Source organism: Hymenobacter sp. 5516J-16 (genome assembly GCF_022919335.1).
Lineage (GTDB): Bacteria > Bacteroidota > Bacteroidia > Cytophagales > Hymenobacteraceae > Hymenobacter > Hymenobacter sublimis.
Genome location: NZ_CP095058.1, coordinates 2727625 through 2750465, shown reverse-complemented (window position 1 = coordinate 2750465; position 22841 = coordinate 2727625). Strand labels below are relative to the sequence as shown.

The 22841-nt window shown below is 56.8% G+C and carries 19 protein-coding genes and 4 pseudogenes; 8 read left to right on the top strand and 15 right to left on the bottom strand.

Annotation, left to right across the window (positions count from 1 at the left end; translation table 11 throughout):
- Positions 1-84: 84 nt before the first annotated feature.
- On the bottom strand, positions 85-546 hold the full coding sequence (gene msrB, locus MUN84_RS13670; RefSeq protein WP_244694572.1) for a peptide-methionine (R)-S-oxide reductase MsrB: 462 nt from the start codon (positions 544-546) through the stop codon (positions 85-87).
- Positions 547-799: 253 nt separating this feature from the next.
- Here msrB and MUN84_RS13665 point away from each other — a divergent pair.
- Positions 800-2433: pseudogene (locus MUN84_RS13665) on the top strand (NAD(P)H-hydrate dehydratase).
- Here MUN84_RS13665 and MUN84_RS13655 read toward each other — a convergent pair.
- The 4 genes and pseudogenes from MUN84_RS13655 to pafA form a co-directional block, all read right to left on the bottom strand.
- Complete coding sequence (locus MUN84_RS13655) at positions 2369-3166, bottom strand: UbiA family prenyltransferase (protein WP_244694569.1); 798 nt, start codon at positions 3164-3166, stop codon at positions 2369-2371. The pseudogene MUN84_RS13665 and the gene MUN84_RS13655 overlap by 65 nt on opposite strands.
- Before the next feature lie 178 nt (positions 3167-3344).
- The gene (locus MUN84_RS13650) at positions 3345-4028 is read right to left on the bottom strand and encodes a DUF6766 family protein (RefSeq protein ID WP_317238939.1); all 684 of its coding nucleotides are present in this window, start codon (positions 4026-4028) and stop codon (positions 3345-3347) included.
- A 145-nt stretch (positions 4029-4173) separates the two neighbouring features.
- Positions 4174-4754: pseudogene (locus MUN84_RS13645) on the bottom strand (inorganic diphosphatase).
- A 154-nt stretch (positions 4755-4908) separates the two neighbouring features.
- Positions 4909-6624, bottom strand: coding sequence for an alkaline phosphatase PafA (pafA, locus tag MUN84_RS13640; protein ID WP_262920528.1), 1716 nt, complete (start codon positions 6622-6624; stop codon positions 4909-4911).
- Positions 6625-6823: 199 nt separating this feature from the next.
- On the opposite strand from pafA, the gene MUN84_RS13635 reads away from it, so the two are divergent.
- Positions 6824-7552: an HAD family hydrolase gene (locus tag MUN84_RS13635; protein ID WP_244694567.1), complete on the top strand. Its 729-nt coding sequence runs from the start codon at positions 6824-6826 to the stop codon at positions 7550-7552.
- A gap of 181 nt (positions 7553-7733) precedes the next feature.
- Here MUN84_RS13635 and atpG read toward each other — a convergent pair whose 3' ends face one another.
- The 9 genes and pseudogenes from atpG to MUN84_RS13590 all read right to left on the bottom strand — a co-directional run bounded on the left by atpG (position 7734) and on the right by MUN84_RS13590 (position 13965).
- Positions 7734-8624, bottom strand: a complete 891-nt coding sequence (gene atpG / locus MUN84_RS13630; RefSeq protein ID WP_244694566.1) for an ATP synthase F1 subunit gamma — start codon at positions 8622-8624, stop codon at positions 7734-7736.
- 113 nt (positions 8625-8737) lie between these two features.
- Positions 8738-10320, bottom strand: a pseudogene (atpA, locus tag MUN84_RS13625) (F0F1 ATP synthase subunit alpha).
- A 6-nt stretch (positions 10321-10326) separates the two neighbouring features.
- Positions 10327-10887, bottom strand: coding sequence for an ATP synthase F1 subunit delta (gene atpH / locus MUN84_RS13620; protein WP_244694565.1), 561 nt, complete (start codon positions 10885-10887; stop codon positions 10327-10329).
- A gap of 92 nt (positions 10888-10979) precedes the next feature.
- Positions 10980-11474: a F0F1 ATP synthase subunit B gene (locus MUN84_RS13615; protein ID WP_188557936.1), complete on the bottom strand. Its 495-nt coding sequence runs from the start codon at positions 11472-11474 to the stop codon at positions 10980-10982.
- Positions 11475-11644: 170 nt separating this feature from the next.
- Positions 11645-11905: an ATP synthase F0 subunit C gene (atpE, locus tag MUN84_RS13610; protein WP_019946527.1), complete on the bottom strand. Its 261-nt coding sequence runs from the start codon at positions 11903-11905 to the stop codon at positions 11645-11647.
- 53 nt (positions 11906-11958) lie between these two features.
- Positions 11959-13022: pseudogene (atpB, locus tag MUN84_RS13605) on the bottom strand (F0F1 ATP synthase subunit A).
- A 33-nt stretch (positions 13023-13055) separates the two neighbouring features.
- Positions 13056-13463 carry a hypothetical protein gene (locus tag MUN84_RS13600; protein ID WP_244694564.1) on the bottom strand — a complete coding sequence of 136 codons (408 nt, stop codon included), beginning with the start codon at positions 13461-13463 and terminating at the stop codon, positions 13056-13058.
- Entirely contained in the window at positions 13460-13774 is a 315-nt protein-coding gene (locus tag MUN84_RS13595; RefSeq protein WP_244694563.1) for a hypothetical protein, read from the bottom strand. The genes MUN84_RS13600 and MUN84_RS13595 overlap by 4 nt, the downstream gene beginning before the upstream one ends.
- Complete coding sequence (locus MUN84_RS13590; protein WP_244694562.1) at positions 13774-13965, bottom strand: AtpZ/AtpI family protein; 192 nt, start codon at positions 13963-13965, stop codon at positions 13774-13776. The genes MUN84_RS13595 and MUN84_RS13590 overlap by 1 nt, the downstream gene beginning before the upstream one ends.
- Positions 13966-14227: 262 nt before the next feature.
- Between MUN84_RS13590 and MUN84_RS13585 the strand changes: the two genes are divergently transcribed.
- The 6 genes from MUN84_RS13585 to uvrC all read left to right on the top strand — a co-directional run bounded on the left by MUN84_RS13585 (position 14228) and on the right by uvrC (position 21836).
- Positions 14228-15391 (top strand): tetratricopeptide repeat protein, encoded by a 1164-nt coding sequence (locus MUN84_RS13585; protein WP_244694561.1) that lies wholly within the window; start codon positions 14228-14230, stop codon positions 15389-15391.
- Positions 15392-15444: 53 nt separating this feature from the next.
- Positions 15445-16917: a tetratricopeptide repeat protein gene (locus MUN84_RS13580; RefSeq protein ID WP_244694560.1), complete on the top strand. Its 1473-nt coding sequence runs from the start codon at positions 15445-15447 to the stop codon at positions 16915-16917.
- Positions 16918-16934: 17 nt separating this feature from the next.
- The gene (locus MUN84_RS13575; RefSeq protein ID WP_244694559.1) at positions 16935-17411 is read left to right on the top strand and encodes a hypothetical protein; all 477 of its coding nucleotides are present in this window, start codon (positions 16935-16937) and stop codon (positions 17409-17411) included.
- 203 nt (positions 17412-17614) lie between these two features.
- Complete coding sequence (locus tag MUN84_RS13570; protein ID WP_317238938.1) at positions 17615-19216, top strand: transglycosylase domain-containing protein; 1602 nt, start codon at positions 17615-17617, stop codon at positions 19214-19216.
- A complete protein-coding gene (locus MUN84_RS23880) occupies positions 19195-19839 on the top strand; it encodes a penicillin-binding transpeptidase domain-containing protein (protein ID WP_317239219.1) in 645 nt (214 codons plus the stop codon). The genes MUN84_RS13570 and MUN84_RS23880 overlap by 22 nt, the downstream gene beginning before the upstream one ends.
- Positions 19840-20006: 167 nt before the next feature.
- Positions 20007-21836: an excinuclease ABC subunit UvrC gene (uvrC, locus tag MUN84_RS13565; RefSeq protein ID WP_244694558.1), complete on the top strand. Its 1830-nt coding sequence runs from the start codon at positions 20007-20009 to the stop codon at positions 21834-21836.
- A gap of 108 nt (positions 21837-21944) precedes the next feature.
- Here the strand turns inward: uvrC and gldN are convergent, their stop codons facing one another.
- Positions 21945-22832, bottom strand: a complete 888-nt coding sequence (gene gldN / locus MUN84_RS13560; protein ID WP_244694557.1) for a gliding motility protein GldN — start codon at positions 22830-22832, stop codon at positions 21945-21947.
- Positions 22833-22841 lie beyond the last annotated feature (9 nt).

The window sequence follows — 22841 nt, the reverse complement described above, 5'->3', positions numbered from 1 at the left end:
AGATCAGGAGCTTTGGTATTTACGAAAAAGGCCCCTCTGCGTGGAGCGAGGGGCCTTTTTCATGGTATAGATGAACCGGAGTAGCTAGCTTACTTTTTCGTTTGCGCTAATCAGTTTCACGGCCGCCGAGTTGATGCACAGGCGCAAGCCGCTGGGGGCCGGGCCGTCGGGGAAGACGTGGCCCTGGTGAGCATCGCAGACGTTGCAGAGTACTTCTACGCGCGTCATGCCGTAGCTAGTGTCCTTCTTGTAGCGGATGGCGTTTTCCTGCACGGGCTGAGTAAAGCTGGGCCAGCCCGTACCCGACTCAAATTTGGTGCGGGAATCATAGAGCGGGGTGCCGCAGCACACGCAGGCATACAGGCCGGCTTCGTGAGCCTCGCAGTACTCGCCCGTGAAGGCCCGCTCAGTGCCGTGCTGGCGGGTTACGTGGTATTGCTCGGGCGTGAGTTGGGCGCGCCACTCAGCATCGGTTTTTTCTACTCGTTTTTCGGGGGCGGGGCTGCCGTGGTTGGCGAGCCGGATTACATCGTTCCAGGTTTGCATGGGCCAGAATACGTAGTTCGAGGGGTTAATAGGTAGGAAACGCGCCGAACCAGACGGAAGTTTTCTACGGCGGAGTCGATTACGCAAGACAAGAAAAGTATTCCGGCTTCATCGAGGCTAAACCCGGCTGTCTGGAAAGAATACACTGTCATAACGATATAGCTGAGCAGGACCGATATAACAGAATTATTGCCTTGATCTAGCTTGCCCCGATTTTTGATACTTCCCGGCTACCGTCAATTTACTTCCTGCTATGAAGATACTTACTGCCGCCCAAACCCGCCAGGCTGATGCGGCCACCCTACTAGCCGAGGGCATTACCTCCGCGGAGCTGATGGAGCGGGCGGCCACGGCTTTCTGCCACTGGTTGCAGGAGCGTTTGCCCGCTCACAGCCAGCGGCCCATGCACATCTTCTGCGGCCCCGGCAACAACGGCGGCGACGGGCTGGCCATTGCTCGCCAGTTGCACGAGGCGGGTTACCAGCCCCAGGTATGGACGCTGCCCGCTGCCCAGCCCTCGGCTGATTTTACGCTTAACCGTCAGCGCCTGCCGGCGGGCCTGCCTTGCCATGAAATACAGCCGGAAACACTGCCGCAGCTCCCCGCTCGCGCAGTGGTAGTTGATGCCCTGTTTGGTACCGGCCTGAGCCGGCCGTTAACCGGCGCAGCAGCAACGCTAGTAAAGCACCTCAATCAGTCGGAGGCTACTGTTGTGGCCGTGGACATGCCGTCTGGGTTACTGACGGACGCTCCGCAGAGCCCAGACAGCCTGGTAGTACGAGCCCACCACACTGTCAGCTTTGAGCTTCCCAAGTTGGCTTTTCTACTGCCCCAAAACGCAGAGTTTGTTGGCCAGTGGGAGGTGCTACCTATTCACCTCGACCCCGCATTTATCCACAACGCCCCTGTGGATATCTACTTCGTGAATGATAACTTCATTCGGGGCCGCCTACCTGCCCGGAGTAAGTTCAGCCACAAAGGCACGTTTGGGCACGCCTTGCTGCTGGCGGGCAGCCGCGGTAAAATTGGGGCCTCCGTACTGGCAGCAAAGGCCTGCCTGCGGGGTGGGGTTGGACTGCTTACCGTGCGCACCCCGGCCGTTGGCTACCCCATTATGCAGGTTGCGGCCCCGGAAGCCATGGCCCTGGCCGACTCCGCCACCGATTTCGTGACCGAGCTACCAGACCTGAAACCGTACGCCGCCATTGGTATCGGGCCGGGGCTGGGGCAGGAGCACGCCACCTGCGAAGTGCTGCGCCAGCTGCTGCGCAAGGCCAAAGTGCCGCTAGTGCTAGACGCCGATGCGCTAAACCTACTCGGGGCCAACCCCAGCTTACTGAAGCTACTACCCCGCGAGTCCTTGCTTACCCCCACCCCAAGGAGTTTGAGCGGCTGGTGGGCAAACCCGCCCGCGACGATTACCACCGCCTGGAGCAACTACGCGCCTTTGTGCGGGAGCATGGGTGCTACTGCGTGCTGAAGGGTGCTTACACTACCCTAGCGGCCCCAGATGGCACACTTTACTTTAACAGCACTGGCAACCCCGGCATGGCCACCGGCGGCAGCGGCGACGTGCTAACGGGCTTGCTGCTAGCCCTGCGCGCCGACAAGCGCCTCTCGCCCCTCGATGCGGCCCTGTTGGGCTTATATGCCCACGGCCGGGCCGGCGACCAAGCCGCTCAGCAAACCGGCGAAGCGGGCCTGGTGGCCGGCGACCTTATCCGCTTTATTGGCCCGTGCTGCAGGAACTCACAACTCCCCTACCCGGCCTTTAATCCGCTGAACCGTCAGTTTCGTGCAGTGGTATCCGGGGTAGAAAAAGTTACAGTAACCTGGCAGCCACTCCCGTGCTGGCCCACCACACCGCCAGGAACTGCACCAGCATAACCCCGTCGGTGAGCAGGGCAAAGTAGTAATCAGGCCTCGACTCCTCAGCAAACCAGATAACGGCCGCGGCGGCTAGCAGCGGCATTAGAAGCACGAAGTCGTGGCCGGCCGGAGTTCCTGGCGGCACGAGCAGAGCTGCTGTGGTTAGCGCAGCCAGGGCTAGGAGCTTGGTGGCTTGAATCCCGAAGACGCCTGGAAAAGTGCGGGTGCCCGTCAGGCGGTCCTTGGTGTAGTCGCGGATGTCGAACACAAAGGCTAGGGCCAGAATAAACAGAAAGCGCCGCCCAAATAAAATCAGCACGACCGGCTCCTGTAGGCCGCGCCCCAGGTACAAGGCCGGAATCCAGACGGTGACGGCCGCCCAGACGTAGCCAATCAGGAAGACCTTCAGCAGGGGCAGGTCGCGTAGGGCCCACCACCGCCGGTTGTACTTGACCAGGGGCATGGAGTACAACACCGAAATAGCGCCCAGATGCCCCAAGAACAAGGTAATGCTCAGACGCGCATCGGTCAGGAACAGGCCCGCCGCTATTAGGCCGGCTACTGCGGCTAGCCCTAGCAATTCCCGGCGGTGCCCCCGCATCCACTGCTTACGCTTCGAGAGGCCCGGCTGCTGCCCGTGTTTGTAAGGCAGCACACTATCGAGGTTGTATAGGAAAAGAGTAGCCGTGAAGATCAGGGCGCCCAGCCGCGGCGGAATGTGAACCCGCCAGAACAAAAAAGTGGCCCACATCAGCCCCAGTGCCGCCAACGACAGCCACGTGCTGCTGTACAGCAAGGCGTCTGTCAGTGGTCTGAGGCGCTGAGCATGGGCACGGGCAGACGGAAGCAACAAACGAACGGACAGCATACGCGCTAACTCAGGGTGAGCTGGCACCCGCCTTCACCATCCCCGAATATACTGGAGCGGACTACTTCCCGGTTTCGGTGTGGGCCGCGTCTACCTGCTTGGACTCCGGCGAGCCATGCTGACGCAGGAAGATGGACAGCCCCACAATGGACACGATGGAAAGAAACTCGCTCTGCCAGTTCTGAAACGACTCAAACCAGAACCGGCTGGTGGTCATGTAGTCCAGGGTACCAACGGCGGACTTGCCATTGTGGACCTGCTCAATGCTGTAAACCTCAGCACCGCCCTTGGCGTGTAGCCAGAAAGACCCGAAAAACAGCAGAAAAAACGCAATGCTTAACGACCGGCGGTACAAAGCCAACTGCCAGCCGCCGCGCTTCACGGGGCCAGGGGCATCTTCCTTGGTTGGGTTGGGTTCCTGATCCACTTCCTCTTCCTCATAGAGCTTCTTGGATTCAGAGGAGCCCCGCTGCCGCAGCCAGATGGTCAGCACTACATACAGGCCCATCTGCAGAAACTCACTTTCCCAATTCTCAAACGTAGCCTCCAGAAAGTGTCCAGATTGCGCGTACGCACCCAGGGTAAGAGGTAGCAGCTCCATGTCCTCCAGCTCCGAGTTATAGTCGTGCCACCCCGTAAAGAGCTGCCCAATTAGGGTAACCAGCACCAGCAAACCGCCCACCAGTAGGAGGCTGTTTTCGTAGAGAAATTTTAGAACATTGGACTTTGGGGGCTGTGTCGGCATACCCTGCTTCATACGCTAAGCGAAGCCCGAAAGGATACTACGCTTGAGCTTGCCAGGCTTCCGCGGGCCCCAAAACACAGCAGCGCCCGACGGTCAGGTAGACCATCGGGCGCTGCTATGGGTGTAGAGAGGTTATGTACTCAGATTAGCTCAGGGCCTCTCTTACGTCTACCTCGTTCTGGGGGTTGCCTTTCGGGAAGGTTTCCTCATATAATTTAATGCTGTCCTCGATGATGCGGTAGGCATCCTCACGGCCCATGAACCGCTCCACGCTTACTTGCTTGTGCTCCAGGGCTTTGTAATCCTCGAAGAAGCGCTGCATTTCCAGCAGGGTATGGGGGGTAGGTCGGCAATGTCGTTGTAGTGGTTCACCGACACATCGTTGGCAGCCACAGCAATGATTTTATCGTCTTCCTCATCCTGGTCAATCATCTGCATCACACCAATTACTTTGGCGTCTACCAGGCACATCGGCACGATATCCACGGAGCAGAGCACCAGGATATCCAGCGGGTCCTTGTCGTCGCAGTAAGTTTTCGGGATGAAGCCGTAGGCTGCCGGGTAATGCACGGCCGAGAACAGCACGCGGTCCAGCTTGAGCAGGCCGCTGTCTTTGTCCAGCTCATATTTGCCTTTCGAGCCTTTCGGAATTTCAATGATGCCGTTTACAACTTTGGGAGCGTCTTCGCCACGCTCTACGTCGTGCCAGGGGTTAAAATGGGCCATTTTTTAGTAGCTGTTAGCTGTTAGCTGTTGGCTATTAGCTGAAAATTGAGAGAATGAAAACGTGTTATGACCAGCCATGAGCTGTTAGCTGCTGACTGCGGGCTTCGTTAAACGGAAAGCTAGCAACCAGTAGCTAACAGCTCATGGCCAAAAATTAAAAGCCCAGTACTTCGGGCAGCGGCTGCCCGGTGCACCCGTCGGGCTCCTGAATATGGAGCCAGCGGGCCAATGTGGGCGCAATATCGGTAATCTTTGCCGGAGCCGATGACTGTCCGTGCTTTACGTGCCAGCCCCAGAATACTACCGGCACGTGCGTGTCGTAACTACCCGAGGAGCCGTGGGTGGTGCCTTTGTTAACGGGGTACTGATACGATTCCAGCCAGCCCGGCTCCAGAATCACCAGCACGTCGCCGGAGCGCTTGGGGAAGTAGCCATTTTCTAGGTACATCAGCATCCCGCTTTCCCAGTGCGACTTCTGCACATCCTCAGCGGCCAGGGCCCGCGTAACGCCGGCGTAGCCCAGCATGATGCCGGCCACCTCGCGCTGCATCTGGTAGAGGTCAAGGTTTTTTTCGCGTAGCAGCGGCCGGTTCAGGTATACCTGCTGGTTTTCGTAGCTGAGCACCCACTTACCGGGGCCGTGCAGACGCACCAGCTGCTGCTGCAAGGAGTCGCGCATCAGGCCCGGACCCACAGAACCAGCCGGTATTTTCTTGTCAATCAGGAAATTAGGCGAGTGGGCCGCTCCGTGGTCGGCGCTGAGGAATACCAGGGCCTGCTTCTTTCCTACCGTTTTATCGAGGGTGGCGAACAGGCGCTCCAGGTCCCGGTCCAGGCGCAGGTAGGTGTCTTCGGCCTCAATGGAGTTGGGCCCGAACTGGTGGCCTACATAGTCGGTGCTGCTAAAGCTCAGGGCCAGAAAGTCGGTTTGGCCGCGCTGGCCCAGCTGCTCGGCCCGCATGGCTTCCAGGGCAAAGTCCAGGGTCAGGGAGTTGCCAAAGGGCGTGGAGCGAATCAGGTCTAGGTTGCGGGGGGTAGCGGTGGGCGCCTTCTCGCCGGCGGCTTCCATATTGCCTTTTACCGCCGTGGTGGGCGCTGCGCTCAGCGTCGGTAGGTCGTGGGGGAATACGGGCTTGGCTTCGCCCTTAAAGGCTCCTTCCCAGGCCACGTCGTCGGGGGAACTTTCGGTGTACTGCGCAATGGGCAGCAGCGTGTTCCAGGCCTGATCCAGGTACTTGGCGGCCCGGTTTTCGGCGTTGAACTTGGCTACCCACTCCGGTAGCTGCTGGGTGTAGAAGGTGCTAGTAATAAACGCCCCGTTGCCGCCATCGTACCAGTAGGCCGCGTTGGCCGCGTGCCCGGCCGGCAGCACGGAGCCCCGGTCTTTGATGCAGACGCCAATAACCTTGCTCTGGAAGTTGGTAGCCAGGCGCAGCTCATCGGTGATGGTGGTCGTCAGCATGTGGCGCGGCGACTGTTGCCCAGCCGCCGCCGAGCCGCCTACCGCCTGCACGGTTTTATCCTCGGTTACGTAGGTGCCTTTGCCTTCCTCGCGCACCAGCCAGTTATTACCAATAATGCCGTGCACCGAGGGAGTAGTGCCGGTATAGATGCTGGCGTGACCGGGCCCGGTGTAGGTAGGCACGTAGTTGTAGTGGGCGTTTTCGTAGCTGAAGCCTTCCCCCAGCAGGCGACGGAACCCGCCGCGGCCGTACTTGCTCCAGTAGCGGTAGAGGTAGTCGTAACGCATCTGGTCAACCACAATCCCGACCACCAGCTTGGGGCGGTCCAGGGGTTTACCTTGTTTCTGTGCGAGGGCAGGTACAGCCAGCGTAGCGGCCAGCAATAGGCTCAAACTCTTTTTCTTCAAAGTGGACAGGACGTTATGACGCTACCCTGCGGGCGGCGCCGGATTCGGCGGGCGCAAAGATACTCCGCGCGGCCGGGGAACCAGCTCGTCCACAGTCAAAACCGCCCCGTGCGCGTAGGCAAGAATGGGCGTTCCGCTGGCGTCTGACTTGCCGGCGCGTCGTTCTTGCTGCTTTACTGCATTCCTCATCCTTTTTGCTATGCCTGCTACCCCCCAGCCCTACGCGCTGATCTTCGATATGGATGGTACCATCATCGACAACACGGCCTTCCAGGCCAAAGCCTTTCAGCTGCTGTTTCGCGACTTAGGCCTGACCACCAACGCCCGCAAACTGCTGAACCGGCTCAACGGAATGCCGGCTACTAACATTCTTAAAACCGTCTTTGCCCATCCCGTCCCCGATAAGCAGCTCAAGGAGTACGCCGCCCAGCGCGAGTTTCTGTACCGGGTGCTGTACTGGGACAAGCGGCGCGAAACGGCTGGCCTCACCGCGTTTCTGCAGGCCGCCCGCGCCGCCGGATTTAAAATTGCTCTCGGCACTGGCTCTGCCGCCGACACCATCGGCTACATCATCGACCACCTAGACCTGCGCCGCTACTTTGATGTGGTGGTAGGCAAGGACGACGTGGACCGCGGCAAACCCCACGCTGATACCTACGTGGCTACCTCGCGGCAACTGGGCATTCCGCCGGAGCGCTGCCTGGTATTCGAGGATGCCATTATGGGTGAGCAAGCCGCATACAAAGCGGGTATGCGCTGCATCACCCTAACTACCACTCTGAAAGCCGCTGACTTCCAGGCCCCTCTTGCCGTCATCAAGGATTTCACGGAGCTTACCCCCGACAAGGTGGTGGAGTTGCTGGAGCAGCACCCCGCAACGCCCAAGCCCAGCAAGGAACTGGCCAAGCGCCAGTACATGCAGCTGTAAAAGCGCACCTTTGGCGCCTCATCGCAGCTGATTTCATTCCCCTTGAACAACCAACGTAGCCGGGCTACGATGAAACGCGAAAGGTCGCGCCCTTACAACTATTCTAACGGCACAGCAACAGCACGAAAAGGCCCGCTTCCTTGCGAAAGCGGGCCTTTTCAGTAATGTCTGAGCTATATCCTTACCGGCTGGCAGCCAAGGCTTCAGCACCACCCACGATTTCGAGAATCTCGGTGGTGATGGCGGCCTGACGGGTCCGGTTGTAGGTTAGCTTCAGTTGTTTCAGCAGCTCGCCGGCGTTGTCGGTGGCCTTGTCCATGGCCGTCATGCGGGCACCGTGTTCCGAGGCGTTGCTTTCCAGTACTGCCTTGTAGAGCTGCACCTTCAGCGACTGAGGAATCAGGGTCCGCACGATTTCCTCCTTCGAGGGCTCAAAGATGTAGTCCACATTCGAGGTAGCGGGCGCGTTAGTAGGCTGCTCGGTGGGCACCAGCGGCAGCAACTGCTCAGTCCGGATGATTTGGGTAGCAACGTTTTTGAACTCGTTGTACACCATCACCACCTCGTCGTACTGACCGGCCCGGAAGCCGTCCATGACCTGTTCCGCCGCTTCCCGGACGGTATCGAAGGAAAGCTTGGTGAAGACGTGCTGGTAGTCACCGAGCAGGGGCAGGCGCTTGCCGAAGTAGTCGTGAGCCTTGCGGCCGATAGCCATTACGGTTACGTTGCCAGCCGCGGCCTGGGCCGCGTAGCGCTCCTGAATCACGGCGTTAGCGCCTTTGAACACGTTGCTGTTGAACGCGCCAGCCAGACCCCGGTCCGAGGTAATGGCAATGATCAGCACCCGGCGCACATCACGCTGCTCCGCGTACTCGCTCACCACATCCTCGCCAGCCAAAGCCGTCAGGTTGCCTAGAATGCTATTGAGCCGCTGGGCGTAGGGGCGCATGCGCAGGATGTTGTCCTGGGCCCGACGCAGTTTGGCCGCCGCTACCATTTTCATGGCTTTGGTGATTTGCTGCGTGCTTTGCACCGACGTAATGCGGCTCCGAACTTCTTTTAAGCTAGCCATCTATTTCGAATTAAGAATGAGGAATGAAAAATGAAGAACTGAGGTCAAGCCATAACGGTGTCACGACGTACTTCCCCATTTCTTATTCCTCATTCCTCACTCTTCATTAGTAATTACTTAGAAGCGTAAGCGGCCGACAGATCTTTGGCAACCTGACGGATAGCGCCGGTTGTCTCGTCGTCGAGCTTGCCAGCCTTCAGGCCTTTCAGCACCTCGGGGTAGCGGGTGTTCATCACCTGGGTGAACTCCTTTTCAAACTCACGCACCCGGTTTACTGGCACCAAGTCCAGCAGACCATTGGTAGCGGCGTAGATGATGGCAACTTGATCCTCTACCTTCTGGGGCGAGAACTGGGGCTGCTTCAGAATTTCAAGGTTACGACGGCCCCGCTCAATTGTGAGCTTGGTTGAAGCATCCAGGTCCGAGCCGAACTTAGCGAAGGCCTCCAGCTCGCGGAACTGCGCCTGGTCAAGCTTCAGCGTGCCGGCTACCTTCTTCATCGACTTGATCTGGGCGTTACCACCTACGCGCGATACCGAGATACCTACGTTAATGGCGGGACGCACACCCGAGTTGAAGAGGTTGGTTTCGAGGAAGATCTGGCCGTCCGTAATCGAAATTACGTTGGTCGGGATATACGCCGAAACGTCACCAGCCTGGGTTTCAATGATGGGCAAAGCCGTCAGCGAACCACCGCCTTTCACGAGCGGACGAATGCTGTCGGGCAAATCATTCATGTCCTGAGCAATGGCGTCGGAAGCGTTGATCTTCGCGGCGCGCTCGAGCAGGCGGCTGTGCAGGTAGAATACGTCGCCAGGGTAGGCCTCACGTCCGGGAGGACGACGCAGCAGCAGCGACACTTCGCGGTACGCCACAGCCTGCTTCGACAAGTCGTCGTACACCACCAGGGCCGGACGGCCCGTGTCGCGGAAGAACTCACCGATAGCAGCGCCCGTGAAGGGAGCGAAGAACTGCATGGGAGCCGGATCAGAAGCCGAAGCCGATACCACTACCGTATAGTCCATCGCACCACCTTTGGTCAGGGCGTTTACTACCTGCGCTACGGTGGAGGCTTTCTGGCCTACGGCTACGTAGATGCAGAAAACCGGCTCGCCGCGCTCATAGAACTCGCGCTGGTTCAGGATGGCGTCAAGGGCTACCGTCGACTTACCCGTCTGACGGTCGCCGATGATTAGCTCGCGCTGGCCCCGGCCGATTGGAATCATGGCGTCGATAGCCTTGATACCGGTCTGCATGGGCTCGTTTACTGGCTGACGATAAATTACACCGGGAGCCTTACGCTCCAGGGGCATATCGTAGGTAGCGCCCTGGATGGGGCCCCGACCGTCGATGGGCTGGCCCAGCGTGTTTACCACGCGGCCAATAATGCCGTCACCAACCTGAATGGAAGCAATTTTATTGGTACGACGTACCGTAGCACCTTCCCGGATTTCAGAGTAGTCGCCGAGCATTACGGCGCCTACGTTGTCTTCTTCAAGGTTCAGCACAAGGGCTTGGAGCCCGTTTTCAAATTCGATCAGTTCCCCGACTGGGCTTTGCCCAGGCCGTAGATGCGGGCTACACCGTCGCCTACCTGCAGAACCGTACCAACCTCTTCGAGTTCGGCTTCGGTTTTGAAGTTAGACAGCTGCTCCCGCAGAATGGCGGATACTTCATCCGGACGTACTTCTGCCATGGTGGGTTATAGTTGGGGTTGGTAGGGATTCTTCGAGAATTCGTTGCGCAGCTTGCGCAACCGGTAGCTCACGGAGTCGTCAATTAGCCGGTCGCCGATGCGCAGCACAAAGCCGCCGATCAGCGAGGCATCTACCTTTTCCGTGAGAGTAACATTGGCCAGGCCAGATTGCTGACGCACTACCTGCCGAAGGTGCTCACGCAGCTCCGCGGTTAGCGGGGTAGCGGTGGTTACTTCCGCCGCCTGCATGCCGCGCAGCAGGTTGTACTGGGTCAGAAACTCGGAGCCGATAAACTCCAGCGCGCTTTCGCGGTTGTGCTGGGTTACAATAGAGAAAAACTTCTCCGTCAGGGCCGACACCTTACCGCCAAACACGGCCTGCAGAATAGCAAGCTTCTTGTCGTGCTTCACGATGGGGTTGCGGAGTAGCAGGCGCAATTCACGGTTCTCATTCAGCGTTTTGCTGAACAGGTCCATGTCCTGCTTTACTACTTCCAGCTCGCCGCGCTCCTCGGCCAGATCCAGCAACGACTTTGCGTAGCGGGAGGCAACTCGTAGTTCAGACATTGTTAGGGATCTTAGGGTCTTGGGGCTTAGGGTCTTGGATAAAGCAATGGGTCAGGATAACCCAAGATCTTAAGCCCCAAGACCCCAACAACCTAATTCAACTTTACTTCTTGCAGGTACGAGTCCACGAGTTGCTGCTGGGCTGGCTGGTCGGCCAGTTCGCGGCGCAAGATGCGCTCGGCAATATCAATGGAGAGCTTGGCAGCAGTGTTTTTCACCTCGGCCAAGGCAGCGTTTTTCTCGTTCTGGATGGCTTCGCGCGCCTGCACAATCATGCGGCTACCTTCTTCCGTAGCCTTGTTCTTGGCCTGCTCAATGAGCTGGTTAGAAACGTCGGTGGCTTCTTTCAAAATACGGTCGCGCTCCATGCGAGCTTCGGCCAGCAACTTCTCGTTGCCCGCCTTTAGCTGCTGCATTTCCAGCTTGGCCTGGTCGGCCATGCGCAGCGCACCTTCGATTGAGCTTTCACGCTCTTTCAGCGAGCTAAGAATTGGTTTCCAGGCAAAGGCGCGCAGCAAGAGCAGCACGATGCCGAAAATCACTAGCTGCCAAAAGATAAGGCCAAATTCGGGCGTTACAATTTGCATCGTAGAAACTAGTAGGTAGTGAGTGATAGGTACCGGTAACTCGGGCGGTGGAGACGGAAGTTCCGCCTCAGCTTAAGGCCGCCGGCTGGTACCGGAAAAGCCAAGACAGCCCGCTACGCCGTGCGCTGAAGCGACGCGCGCAGCGGGCTGCTCGTGTACTACCTCTATTCCTAGAGATTGAACGAAATCAGCAGGCAGACTACTACTGCGAACAGCGCCAGACCTTCAATCAGAGCGGCTACGATCAGCATGGCAGTTTGGATCTTGCCCGAAGCCTCCGGCTGACGACCAATGGCTTCCATAGCCTGACCACCGATACGACCAATGCCCAGACCGGCACCCAGAGCAACCAGACCAGCACCAATAGCAGCACCGAATACGGCCAGACCAGCAGAATTAGTAATGGCCTGCAACAACAGAGAAAGAAGCATAAAAAAGAGGTTTGTGGGGAATGAAAAACAAAAAAATCAGGGGTGAGAAAGGCTTAGTGGCCGTGAGCCGGCTCGGCAGCGTCGCCACCACCTATCTGGTAATCAGCGTCGTGATGCTCCTCTACCGCGCCACCGATGTACATGGCCGTCAGTAGGGTGAAGATGTAGGCCTGCAGAATGGCTACCATTAGCTCCAGCGTGTTGATGAACAAGCCGAAAGCCAGCGAAACTGGGGCAACACCAATGTTGCGGAAGATGAAGATGAGCGAGATAAAGCTCAGGGTTACAATGTGGCCGGCCGTGATGTTGGCAAACAAACGAACCATGAGGGAGAAGGGCTTCACGAAGATGCCAATCACTTCTACCGGAATCATGATGGGCAGCAGGGCCTTGGGTACGCCGGGCGTAGCGAAGATGTGGTGCCAGTAGTTCTTGTTGGAGCTGAACAGGGTGATGAGCAGCGTCAGGACAGCCAGGGTCAGGGTAACGGCAATGTTACCGGTGAGGTTAGCGCCGCCTGGCAGCAAGCCCAGCAGGTTGTTAAACCAGATAAAGAAGAAGATCGTCAGCAAGTAAGGCATGTAGCGCTCATACTTCGGGCCAATCGACTTTTTGGCTACTTCGTCGCGAATGAACACGATAATAGGCTCGAAGAAGGACTGAATGCCGCGGGGGCACCGCTGCCGCGCTTGGCGTAACCACGAGCTACAGCCGTGAAAACGAGGAGCAGCAGCGCGGCGCTCAGCATCAGGGAGGCTACGTTTTTGGTAATCGAGAAGTCGTATACCTTGCTACCATCCTCTGATACTAGGTGCTCGTGCTCCAGCTTCAGGCCGTCATAGACTTTACCTTCCGCCAAGCGAGAAGAGGAGAATACGCTCAAGCCTTGCGTGGGGCGGTAGGCAATAACGGGCAGCGGAATCGTGAGGTGCGTACCATGCTCTCCGCCGCCGAGGGTAGCAAAATGCCATTCGTGGGCGTCTCCGATGTGGTGCAAAATCATCTCACCGGGTTTGAAGTCCTCCGTGTCGGTGGCTTCTGCGGTAGTAGCCGCCGGTTCGTTGGCGTACACCGAGAACGATAGGAAGCAGAAGAGAGCTAAAAGTAAGCGCTTCATTCAGAGGGGCTTAGGGCTATATGCACAAAATCTTCATTTTGTATTTTCACCCGGTTTTGAAAACGGGCGCAAGTTACTCAGAACGCTCCAGACTTCAAACCCAGCAAAGAGAAAATACAGGATGAAGAAGCTCCCGAGGAAGGCCCAGCGGGCGTCGCCTTCCTTACCGCCGCCCCGGAAAAGGTACACCAGCACTAGCGTCAGGGACAAAAGCAGGCGTACTACCATGGTCCCGAAATAGGCTACCATAAAATTATCGGGATTGGCTTGCACCAACCGGGCCGTGACGCGGTAGGTCAGAAACGTCAGGATGGCGAAGAAGGCAAATGTGTAGGGCGTGAACGGATGAATGACCCGCGGCCCAAACTGGCTGTACAGGGCGTACAGGATTGCCCCAGTCAGCAGGCAGAAGAGTAGGTAGGGACGAAGGAAAGGCTTCAAGGCAAGTAGAGGAGAGGGTGCGTATGGCTGATATAGCGGAGCAGATGGGAAGCTTTTAGCAGGTCAAATGAGGTGAAATCCTCCTCGGACGCTTCTTGAACAGTCCGCCAATCGTCACTGAGCTGGCCTATGGTCAAGTCCTCAGGGTTCTCCTCCACGAGGTAGAGTTGTTCTTTAGGAATATCCCAATAGAAATCCTGTTCTAGTGGAATATGACCGTCCTGCCCGTATTGGTGCTTCAGAGCTTGTAAAGAGAGAAGCAGCACTTTCTCTAGCTCAGCAATGGCAATAGAAGGTGTAGTGTCGCTCATTACTGTTCCCTAGTAACAGAGCGAATGACATTATATAAGGCGGCAAATAACCCGAGCAGCATCAGGCCCAGGGTAAACCAGGGCGTCTCGGTGCGGTAGTGCTTATCAAGCCAGTAACCGGCCCAAGTGCTCAGGCCAATGGTTGCCATCATCTGAACCGCAATGCCGGAATAGCGGGCGAAGGCACGCATTCGGTCGGAATTGCCCTCGGAGTCGGGGCGCCGGGGGGCGAAGGTGTGGGACTGGACATGAGGCGGGGGTAGCGGTGAGTGATGCAAAACTACGCGGCGCAGCGTTAGGAGTTGGCCCTGGACTGCCGACAATGATGGGTCCGGGCAGAAACCTGTACTTTTACCTACCATGCTACGTTGTGGGAAACACCCGGCGGCCGAACGATTCGGCGGGGCCGCTGTGTTTTCTGTTTGCACCTTTCGCCCTGAGCTCTTTGCTGCTTTGACGACGACAACTTTTTCGCTTCTACGCCTGCTTTCCGCTCCCACTGCTGCCTTCCTCCTGCTGGCGGCGGGCTTGGCTGGATGTGCTTCCGAGCGTCCGTCCTTGATTGGGCACGCGTACGATAATGTGGTGGCGCGCGACAACGCGTATTTTCTGGCCCGAGAGAAAATGCTGGCTACGGAGGCAACCTTATATAAGGCCCGCGTTAACGACTACAACCGCGTTCTGCCGCTTTTCCCTACCCTGAACGATGCCACGGTAACTACGGTCACGGCCGACCTAGATGACATCATCAAGAAGGCCTCCCTACCCATCCAGCACCGCCCGGGCTCCGACTGGACTGATGACAGCTACCTGTTAGTGGGTAAGGCTCGCTACTACAAGCGCGAGTATGAGGACGCGGCTAAGACGTTCAGGTACATCAATACCACCAGCAAGGATAACAACGCCCGCCACGAGGCCCTGATTTGGCTGATGCGCACGTTCCTGGCCACGAAGGAGCTGGAAAATGCAGCGGCCGTATCGGATTTGCTGGACAAAGAACAAGGCACAGAGCGTAATGCACGGGAGCTGTTCCTGACGCGGGCCGAGTTTTTCCTGCTCACGGGCGAGCAGGCCCGAGCCATTGAGAACCTGGAAAAAGCTATTCCCTATATCGAGCCCAAGAATGAACAGTCGCGCACCCGCTACATTCTGGCCCAGCTGTACCAGGCCCAGGGTGAGGATAAAAAGGCGTACGCGCAGCTCAACCAGATTCTGAAGAAGAACCCGCCCTACGAGCTGGACTTTTTTAGCAAGCTCATGCTTGGCCAGGTGTCGGACCTGAACCAGACTGACCGGGCCCGGCTGGACAAGTACTTCGCTAAGCTGCTCAAGGACACAAAGAACAAGGAGTACCGCGACAAGATTTACTACGAAATGGGGCGGCTGGAATACCGTCAGCAGCGCTACCCCGAGGCGCTGGCCCTTTTGCAAAAAGCAGCCCGCACGCCTTCCACAAACCGAGTGCAAAAGTCGTATGTGTACTTGCTCAGCGGCCGGATTTACTACGAAAACCTACAGAAATACCGACTGGCTGCCGCCTACTACGACAGCACCGTGCAGGCTCTGCCCGCGAGGCGCCAGAATACGCGGCCATTTCTGAGCGGGCAGCCATTCTGAAAGACTTTGCCCAGCAGCTCACCATTGTAGAAACGCAGGACAGCCTGCAAGCCTTGGCTCGGCTGGATTCTGCTACCCTGCGTACCCGCCTAACAGCTTATGCTCAGGCAGAAGTAGATGCTCAACGCAAGGCTGCGGAGCAGCTAGCGGCCCAGCAGGCCCGGCAGGAGCAGCGTTCTGGGCAGGCCCTGGGAGGTATTAGCGCGGGCCGGGACTTGCAGCCGGAAGTGAACACCGACGACTTTCTGGCGGCTAATACGGGCGTTAAGTGGTACTTCGATAACCCCACTGCTTTAGGTACGGCGCGCAACGATTTTATCCGGCGCTGGGGCGACCGGCCGCTGCAGGATAACTGGCGCACGGTTAGTCAGGCGAGCAGCTCGCCGGTCACGAACCGGGGCGGCAATGTACCGGTCAGCATAGCCGGCAACGCCAGCACTACCGTAAACGGTGCCGGTGGGCTGGGCACAGCGGCTACCCCGGAGGCCGACCCAGCCGTGCAGTTGCGGACCCTAGTGGACCGCTACCGCCAGAACATTCCTCTAACGGAGCCCCAGCGCAAACAGTCAGATGCTCTGACGGAGGAAGCCTTGTACGCCTTGGGTAGCATTTATAACCAGCAGCTTCGGGAGCCAGTGCGCGCCGCCGAAACCTATGAAACGCTGCTGACTCGCTATCCGCAGGGCCCGCATACGCCCGAAACGCTTTACATTCTGTACCTGATTTATAAGCAGCAAAACAATTCGGGCAAGGCCGAAGGGTATGCGGAGCGTCTACGCCAAGCTTATCCCAACTCTTCTTATGCCCGCTTAGTAGCCGACCCAGAATACCTGCGGCGCACTTCCGTAGCTAATGCTCAGGTAGCTGTTCTCGTTGATTCGGCTTTCAGCTTCTACAAAAACCAGGATTTCAAGAAGGCCGGCGCTGTGCTGGTCCGGGCGCGTAAGCAGTACCCCGAAAATGACCTGAATGACCGAATTGCCTTCCTCAATACCCTGCTGACTATCCGGACTCAACCGCCGCTTACAGCTAAAGCAGCCGTAGAGAAGTTTTACAAGGATTACCCCGAAAGTCCGTTGGCTCCGCAAGCTGCTACTCTGCTTAATACATACAAGCAGCAGGCCGAGGGGCAGATAACCGGCGCTCTGGCCTCTACTGACAAGCCGGTAGTATCTGTGTTCAAGCCGGGTGAGGTAGAAAACCGCATGCGGATTTACTATGGGGAAAATGAGTCGCCGGCCGCGCCAGTTACCCCGAACCCTACTACCTCTTTACCTGCCCCCGCAGCTTCGCCAGCTCCTTCTGCGCCAATTACCACCTCTCAGCCAGAGCAGCCAGCCGCCGTTACACCTGCCTCCCCTGCCACTACTCCCCCGTCGGAGGTTTCACCCCAGCCTGCCTCCTCCACTCCCCCACCGGTAGTAGATGAGGCCAAAGCAGCCCGAATGGCCGCCGCTCAGGCTCGTGCCCGCGGCAAGAAAGCTCCCGCTGCCTCAAAAACAGCTCCCCCGCAACTACTTCTGTAACTACCCCACCTGGCCCTGTGGCCGGAAACACTTCTGTTTCTGCGCCTACCCTACCCAGCACCGCTGCTACTACGGTAACGCCTCCTGTTACGAGCACTCCCGCTCCTACGGCTCCGGTAGGTACGCCCTATAAGGCCACCCCGGCAGCAGCGCACGTAGTCGTGCTGGTGCTAGCCAAGGATGCCCCGGCACTGCAAGGCTTATCCGAACAACTCAGTGCTTACAACAACCGGTACTTCAAGGCCAATAATCTGCTGGTGCGGCAGCAACCGTTGGGAGCTGGGCAGGAGGTAGTGCTTATCGAATCATTGCCCGGCGTGAAAGTGGCGCAGAGCTACGCCTTGAAACTGCGCGGCCCTCAGTCGCCGCTGAGTAAGCTGCGGGGAACGGGTTACCAAACCCTCCTGATTAGTATTGATAACTTGCCGCTCCTGCTGCAAAGCCAGAACCCTGAGGAATACCAGCGCTTCTACCAGCAGAACTACTCTAAATAATTGCCAGTGGCCCCGGTTCAAAGGCTGTCTTATAGCCTCCTATAACCGGATTTTCTTGGCCCCTGGCACGTAGCACCTTTTTTTGCAATGGCTCAATCTGCCACGAAAACCAAGTCCTCCTTTCGTAAAACCAACCAGCCGGGCGCTATACCGGGTGGGCCCGCCTGCTATGGATTATTTTCGGCGCGGGTGTTTTAGGCACTGTGCTGTACGTACTGGCCGTTAGCGTAAACTTTCTGAACCTGTTTGGGCGAATGCCCAATCTGAAAACGCTGGAAAACCCGCGTAGTGAGCTGGCCTCGGAAATCTACTCCGCCGACGGAGTGCTGATGGGCAAGTACTTCCGGGAAAACCGCACGCCGGCGGAGTATGAGGACCTTCCCCAGCACCTGGTAGACGCCTTAATTGCCACTGAGGACGCCCGCTTCGAGGAGCATTCCGGTATCGACCCTAAAGCTACCGGCCGGGTAGTAGCGGGCCTACTCACGGGCGGCAGCGGCGGCGGGGGTTCTACCCTAACCCAGCAGCTGGCCAAAGTGCTGTTCCGGACCCGGGAGGACCTAAATGACGGCAAGCTCAACGACGTTCCCGGCGTCCGGATGCTTATCACCAAGACCAAGGAATGGATTTTGGCCGTTCGGTTGGAACGCAGTTACACTAAGCGGGAAATCCTGCGCATGTACCTGAATACCAATGACTATGGCTCTAATGCCTTTGGTATTAATACGGCCGCTAAAACCTTCTTCAGCAAAACGCCTAAGCAGCTCACCCGCTCGGAGGCTGCTACCCTGGTAGGCGTGCTCAATGCTCCTTCCCGTTTCAGCCCCAAGTACAACCCCGCCCGCTCCAAAGCGCGGCGCAACTGGGTGCTCCGCCAGATGCAGAAGTACGGCTACGCGGACGCCCAAACCCTGCAGGCTGACACGCTGAAACCCATTGTTCTGCGTTACAACGTTGAAAACCAGAACGAAGGTATTGCGCCTTATTTCCGGGTAGAGGTGAGCAAAATGCTGCGGCAGTGGGCCAAGGAAACCGACCATGACCTGTACTCCGACGGCCTGAAGATTTACACGACCATTGATTCGCGGATGCAGAAGTACGCTGAATCGGCGGTGGCCGAGCATATGAAGCTGCAGCAGAAATGGTTTGACGCCCATTGGAAAGGCCAGCAGCCCTGGCGCGACGAGAACGGGCGCATTATCCCGAACTTCCTTTCTACCTCTATTCAGCGGACGGAACGCTACAAGTCGCTTACTAACCGCTTCGAGGGCAACCGAGACTCCATCAAGTACCACCTTAATAAGAAGTACCGGATGAAGGTATTTACCTGGAACGGTGGGGAAAAGGAGGTGCTCATGTCGCCGATGGATTCGCTGGCCTACTACAAGCGGCTTCTGCATTCTGGGTTCATGGCCATGAACCCACTGAACGGCCAAGTACGAGCCTGGGTGGGCGGCATCAACTTCAAGTACATCAAGTACGACCACGTCAAGCAAGGCAAACGCCAGCCGGGCTCCACGTTCAAGCCCTTTGTGTACGTAGCCGCCATCGACCAAGGCTACTCCCCTTGCTACCAACGCCCCGACGTAGCAACTACCTTTCCGGCGGAACGTGGCCGGGCTGCCTACACGCCCAAGAACTTTGAAGGCGGTTATTCGGGGCGCGTTTTCACGTTGCGCCAAGCCCTGGCCCGGTCCATGAACTCTATTACGGCCTGGCTGGTGCAGAAGCTAGGCCCCGAAACCGTAGTTAGCTACGCCAAGCGGTTGGGCATTACCTCCCCATTGAAGCGGTACCGGCCGTAGGCTTTGGCTCCTCCGATGTCAGCATTTATGAGTTATCAGGCGCTTACAGCACTTTTGTTAACAAGGGCATCTGGACGGCTCCCATGATGGTTACGCGCATTGAGGACAAGAACGGTAACGTACTGCGCGAATTCACCAGCCAAACCCGGGAAGCCTTAAGCGAAGAAACCGCCTACCTGATGACGCACATGCTACGCGGGGCCACGGAAGAGCAGGGCGGTACTAGCATCATTCTGAAGGGCGGCTTCAAATTCCCCTACGAAATAGGTGCCAAGACGGGCACCACCTCCAACTACTCCGATGCCTGGTTTATGGGCCTCACACCCGACCTGGTGTGCGGTACCTGGGTAGGTGGAGAGGACCGTAGTATCCACTTCCGCACCGGGGCCTACGGGCAGGGCTCCCGCTTGGCGCTGCCCATTTATGGATTGTTTATGCGCAAAGTGTACGCCGATAAAAGCATTGGCATTAACACCGGTCCTTTCCCGAAGCCGACTCAGCCCCTGAGTATCGAAATTGACTGCTCCCGCTACTATAACGGAGCCGGCGCCCGAGACACAATTCCGTATGAGCAGAAGCTAAATCAAGTAGAGCTGGACGACCTCAACGAGGAAGATATTTAACCACCTCGTTGAGCCCAGCATATTTTCCAGAGCGTGGCCGGGACTTCCCGGCCACGTTTTTTGTTAGAACCAGTGCCTCTTACACTCGTGGGCTGAACCTTGGCCGCCACGCTTTGCGTACCTAACTTCCTACCACCCTCGCTCTTTTAGCGTTTTTTCTGCCCCTTATGGCTGCTAACGCCCAGTTACAGGAACAAATCCGTCAGCTTCCCCACCGGCCCGGTGTCTATAAATACTTCGGCGACGAGGATACAATTATTTACGTGGGCAAGGCAGTCGACCTCCGCAAACGCGTCAGTAGTTACTTCACCAAACAGGACCATAATAAGAAGACCCAGCAGCTGGTAAAGAACATCCGTCGGATCGAATTCACCATTGTTGACTCGGAATCGGATGCTTTCTTGTTGGAAAACAACCTGATTAAGCAGCACCAGCCTAAGTACAACATCCTGCTGAAGGATGGGAAAACCTATCCCTATTTACTGCTGACCAATGAGCGTTTCCCACGCCTAATTCCAACCCGCAACAAGCGCCCCGGTGACGGCCGGTACTACGGCCCTTACGCCAATGTAACCGGCATGAACCTGCTGCTAGAACTTATCCGGGCACTGTATCCGCTTCGCACCTGCACTTATAACCTCTCGTCTCAGAACGTGGAAGCTGGCAAGTTTAAGGTGTGCCTGGAGTATCACTTGGGCAACTGCAAAGGCCCCTGCGAGGGTCTTCAGGATGAGGAAACTTACACTCAGCACATCCAGCAGATTCAGCAGATTCTCAATGGCGACCTGCGTTTGCCCAAGCAGTACTTCCGCGAGAAGATGATGCAGGCGGCCCAGGAGCAGCAATACGAGTTGGCTCATCAACTTAAGCAGAAGCTGGACAAGCTGGACGAGTTTCAGGCCAAGAGTACCATCGTCAATGCCAACCTTACCAACATTGACGTGTTCAGCATTGCTTCCAACGAGAAGTCAGCCTTCATCAACTACCTTAAGGTGATGAATGGTAGCATTATCCTCACCCAATCGGTGGAGGTACAGAAAAAGCTCGACGAACCCGACCATGAAATTCTGGCTCCCATGATTATGCAGATGCGGGAGGAGTTCGAAAGTCAATCCAAGGAGATTCTGACCAACGTGGCGGTGCCCGACCTGCCGCTGCCTGGAGTTAGCATTACTCAACCGCAAATCGGCGACAAACGAAAGCTGCTGGAGCTCAGCATCAAAAATGTACTCTACCTGCGCAAGGAGAAGGAGAGCATGAATGACCGCAGTAAGGACCTCAATGAGGTGCGGATTATGGAAACTATGAAGAAGGATTTGCGCCTCACCGAGCTGCCCAAACACATTGAGTGCTTTGATAACTCTAACTTCCAGGGCGATAACCCAGTGGCCGCTATGGTGTGTTTCCGCAATGCTAAAGCTAGCAAGAAAGACTACCGCCATTTCCACATCAAGACCGTGGTAGGCCCCAACGACTTCGACTCCATGTACGAAATCGTGACCCGTCGCTACCGCCGCTTGCTCGATGAAGGGGCCAGCCTACCTCAACTCGTCATTGTAGATGGCGGCAAGGGCCAGTTGGGCATGGGGGTTAAAGCGCTAAAAGACCTTGGCCTCTGGGGACAGATACCCATCATCGGCATTGCGAAGCGCCTGGAGGAAATCTACGTTCCAAATGATCCACTGCCCCTATACATCGACAAAAAGAGCGAAACCTTACGCCTAATTCAGCGCATGCGCGACGAAGCGCACCGCTTCGGCATCACGTTCCACCGCTCCCGCCGCGACGCTGCTACCCTCAAAACCGAGCTAACGGATGTCAAAGGGTTAGGACCCATTACGGCTGATAAACTTCTGACCAAGTTTAAGTCTGTTAAGAAGATAAAGGAGCTAACTGAAAATGAACTGATAACAGAGGTAGGCAAAGCCAAGGCGCGCATCTTACTTGAATACTTTAGCCAGCAAGATGCTGTGGCCACCAATGAACCAAGCGAATAAGTTAGTAGATACAATCAGGTATATAAACAAAAAGCCCCTGCTAAATAGCAGGGGCTTTTTGTTTATTCTAATTCTGTGTACCTCAAGTAATCCGGTTAATCCGTGATTTTAGAAACTCCACAGGTTGTACTCGTACTCAATCAAATCGGCCGCAGCCTGCTGAGAAGCAAGGATACCTTGCTGCTGACCACCATAGATTTCATCTAGGCGAGCATCATTGGGGTTCGACACCTTCACGATGTACGAGTTGAACAGCCACAGTTCGAAAGCATCCGCAAGGTTCTTGTGCTGAGCGTCGTTCTGGGGGTTAAACCAAATAGCCTTATCTGGGTTAGCCCGGAACACTCGTACTAGGTCGCTGTACTTGAACGTGCCAATAGGCTTCTCAATACCAGACGTGTTAGCACTCAGCGTAGAGGGAACCAATAGCGTGATGGCTTTAATATCGTGATACATCCGCGACCGTTTCTTGTCGAAGATCATATCCTCTTTCATCTCCATCTGGTAGATGTCCTTGGGGCGATACTCGTAGCTCGGTGGCGCGGCCGGAGCAGCCTTAGCTGTTGATTTGCCTTTGCCTTTTTTCGCTGGAGCACCCCAATCGTCACCTCCGCCCAGGTCACTGTCAGAGAAGCCAGCGGCCTTCTCCTCATCACTCAAACCAGCACTGGCTTCCACAAACGACATGTTTGAGGTTACCTCAGCACCAGAGAGGGTTGTGGTTAGAGAATCATTCCGATACGCCTGTAGCTCACCGCGCTTCACTGCGTCCAGGATTACACGGCTGATTTCCTTGCCCTCCGAGAACATAGGTTTGTTCTGCTTCTCGCGCAGGTCAATCGCACGCGTAATGGTCTTGCGGAACAAAATGTCCGAGGCCGGAATGGGGCGATACGAGCCATTGCTGCTCGCGGTGGTAGCTTGTTCCTGAGCCGAGGCTGCCACCGACAGCGTCAGGCCGGCCGACAGAGCGGCGAAGGAGAGGAATTTGTTCATACCGTGATA

Excerpts from the sequence above, each read along its gene's own strand:
- MUN84_RS13635 (WP_244694567.1), top strand. The coding sequence starts at position 6,824 with ATGCCTGCTACCCCCCAGCCCTACGCGCTGATCTTCGATATGGATGGT.
- MUN84_RS13590 (WP_244694562.1), bottom strand. The coding sequence starts at position 13,965 with ATGCGTGCCTTCGCCCGCTATTCCGGCATTGCGGTTCAGATGATGGCA.
- gldN (WP_244694557.1), bottom strand. The coding sequence starts at position 22,832 with ATGAACAAATTCCTCTCCTTCGCCGCTCTGTCGGCCGGCCTGACGCTG.
- atpG (WP_244694566.1), bottom strand. The coding sequence starts at position 8,624 with ATGGCTAGCTTAAAAGAAGTTCGGAGCCGCATTACGTCGGTGCAAAGC.
- MUN84_RS13650 (WP_317238939.1), bottom strand. The coding sequence starts at position 4,028 with ATGCCGACACAGCCCCCAAAGTCCAATGTTCTAAAATTTCTCTACGAA.
- uvrC (WP_244694558.1), top strand. The coding sequence starts at position 20,007 with ATGGCTGCTAACGCCCAGTTACAGGAACAAATCCGTCAGCTTCCCCAC.
- atpH (WP_244694565.1), bottom strand. The coding sequence starts at position 10,887 with ATGTCTGAACTACGAGTTGCCTCCCGCTACGCAAAGTCGTTGCTGGAT.
- atpE (WP_019946527.1), bottom strand. The coding sequence starts at position 11,905 with ATGCTTCTTTCTCTGTTGTTGCAGGCCATTACTAATTCTGCTGGTCTG.
- MUN84_RS13595 (WP_244694563.1), bottom strand. The coding sequence starts at position 13,774 with ATGAGCGACACTACACCTTCTATTGCCATTGCTGAGCTAGAGAAAGTG.
- MUN84_RS13615 (WP_188557936.1), bottom strand. The coding sequence starts at position 11,474 with ATGCAAATTGTAACGCCCGAATTTGGCCTTATCTTTTGGCAGCTAGTG.
- msrB (WP_244694572.1), bottom strand. The coding sequence starts at position 546 with ATGCAAACCTGGAACGATGTAATCCGGCTCGCCAACCACGGCAGCCCC.
- MUN84_RS13655 (WP_244694569.1), bottom strand. The coding sequence starts at position 3,166 with ATGTGGGCCACTTTTTTGTTCTGGCGGGTTCACATTCCGCCGCGGCTG.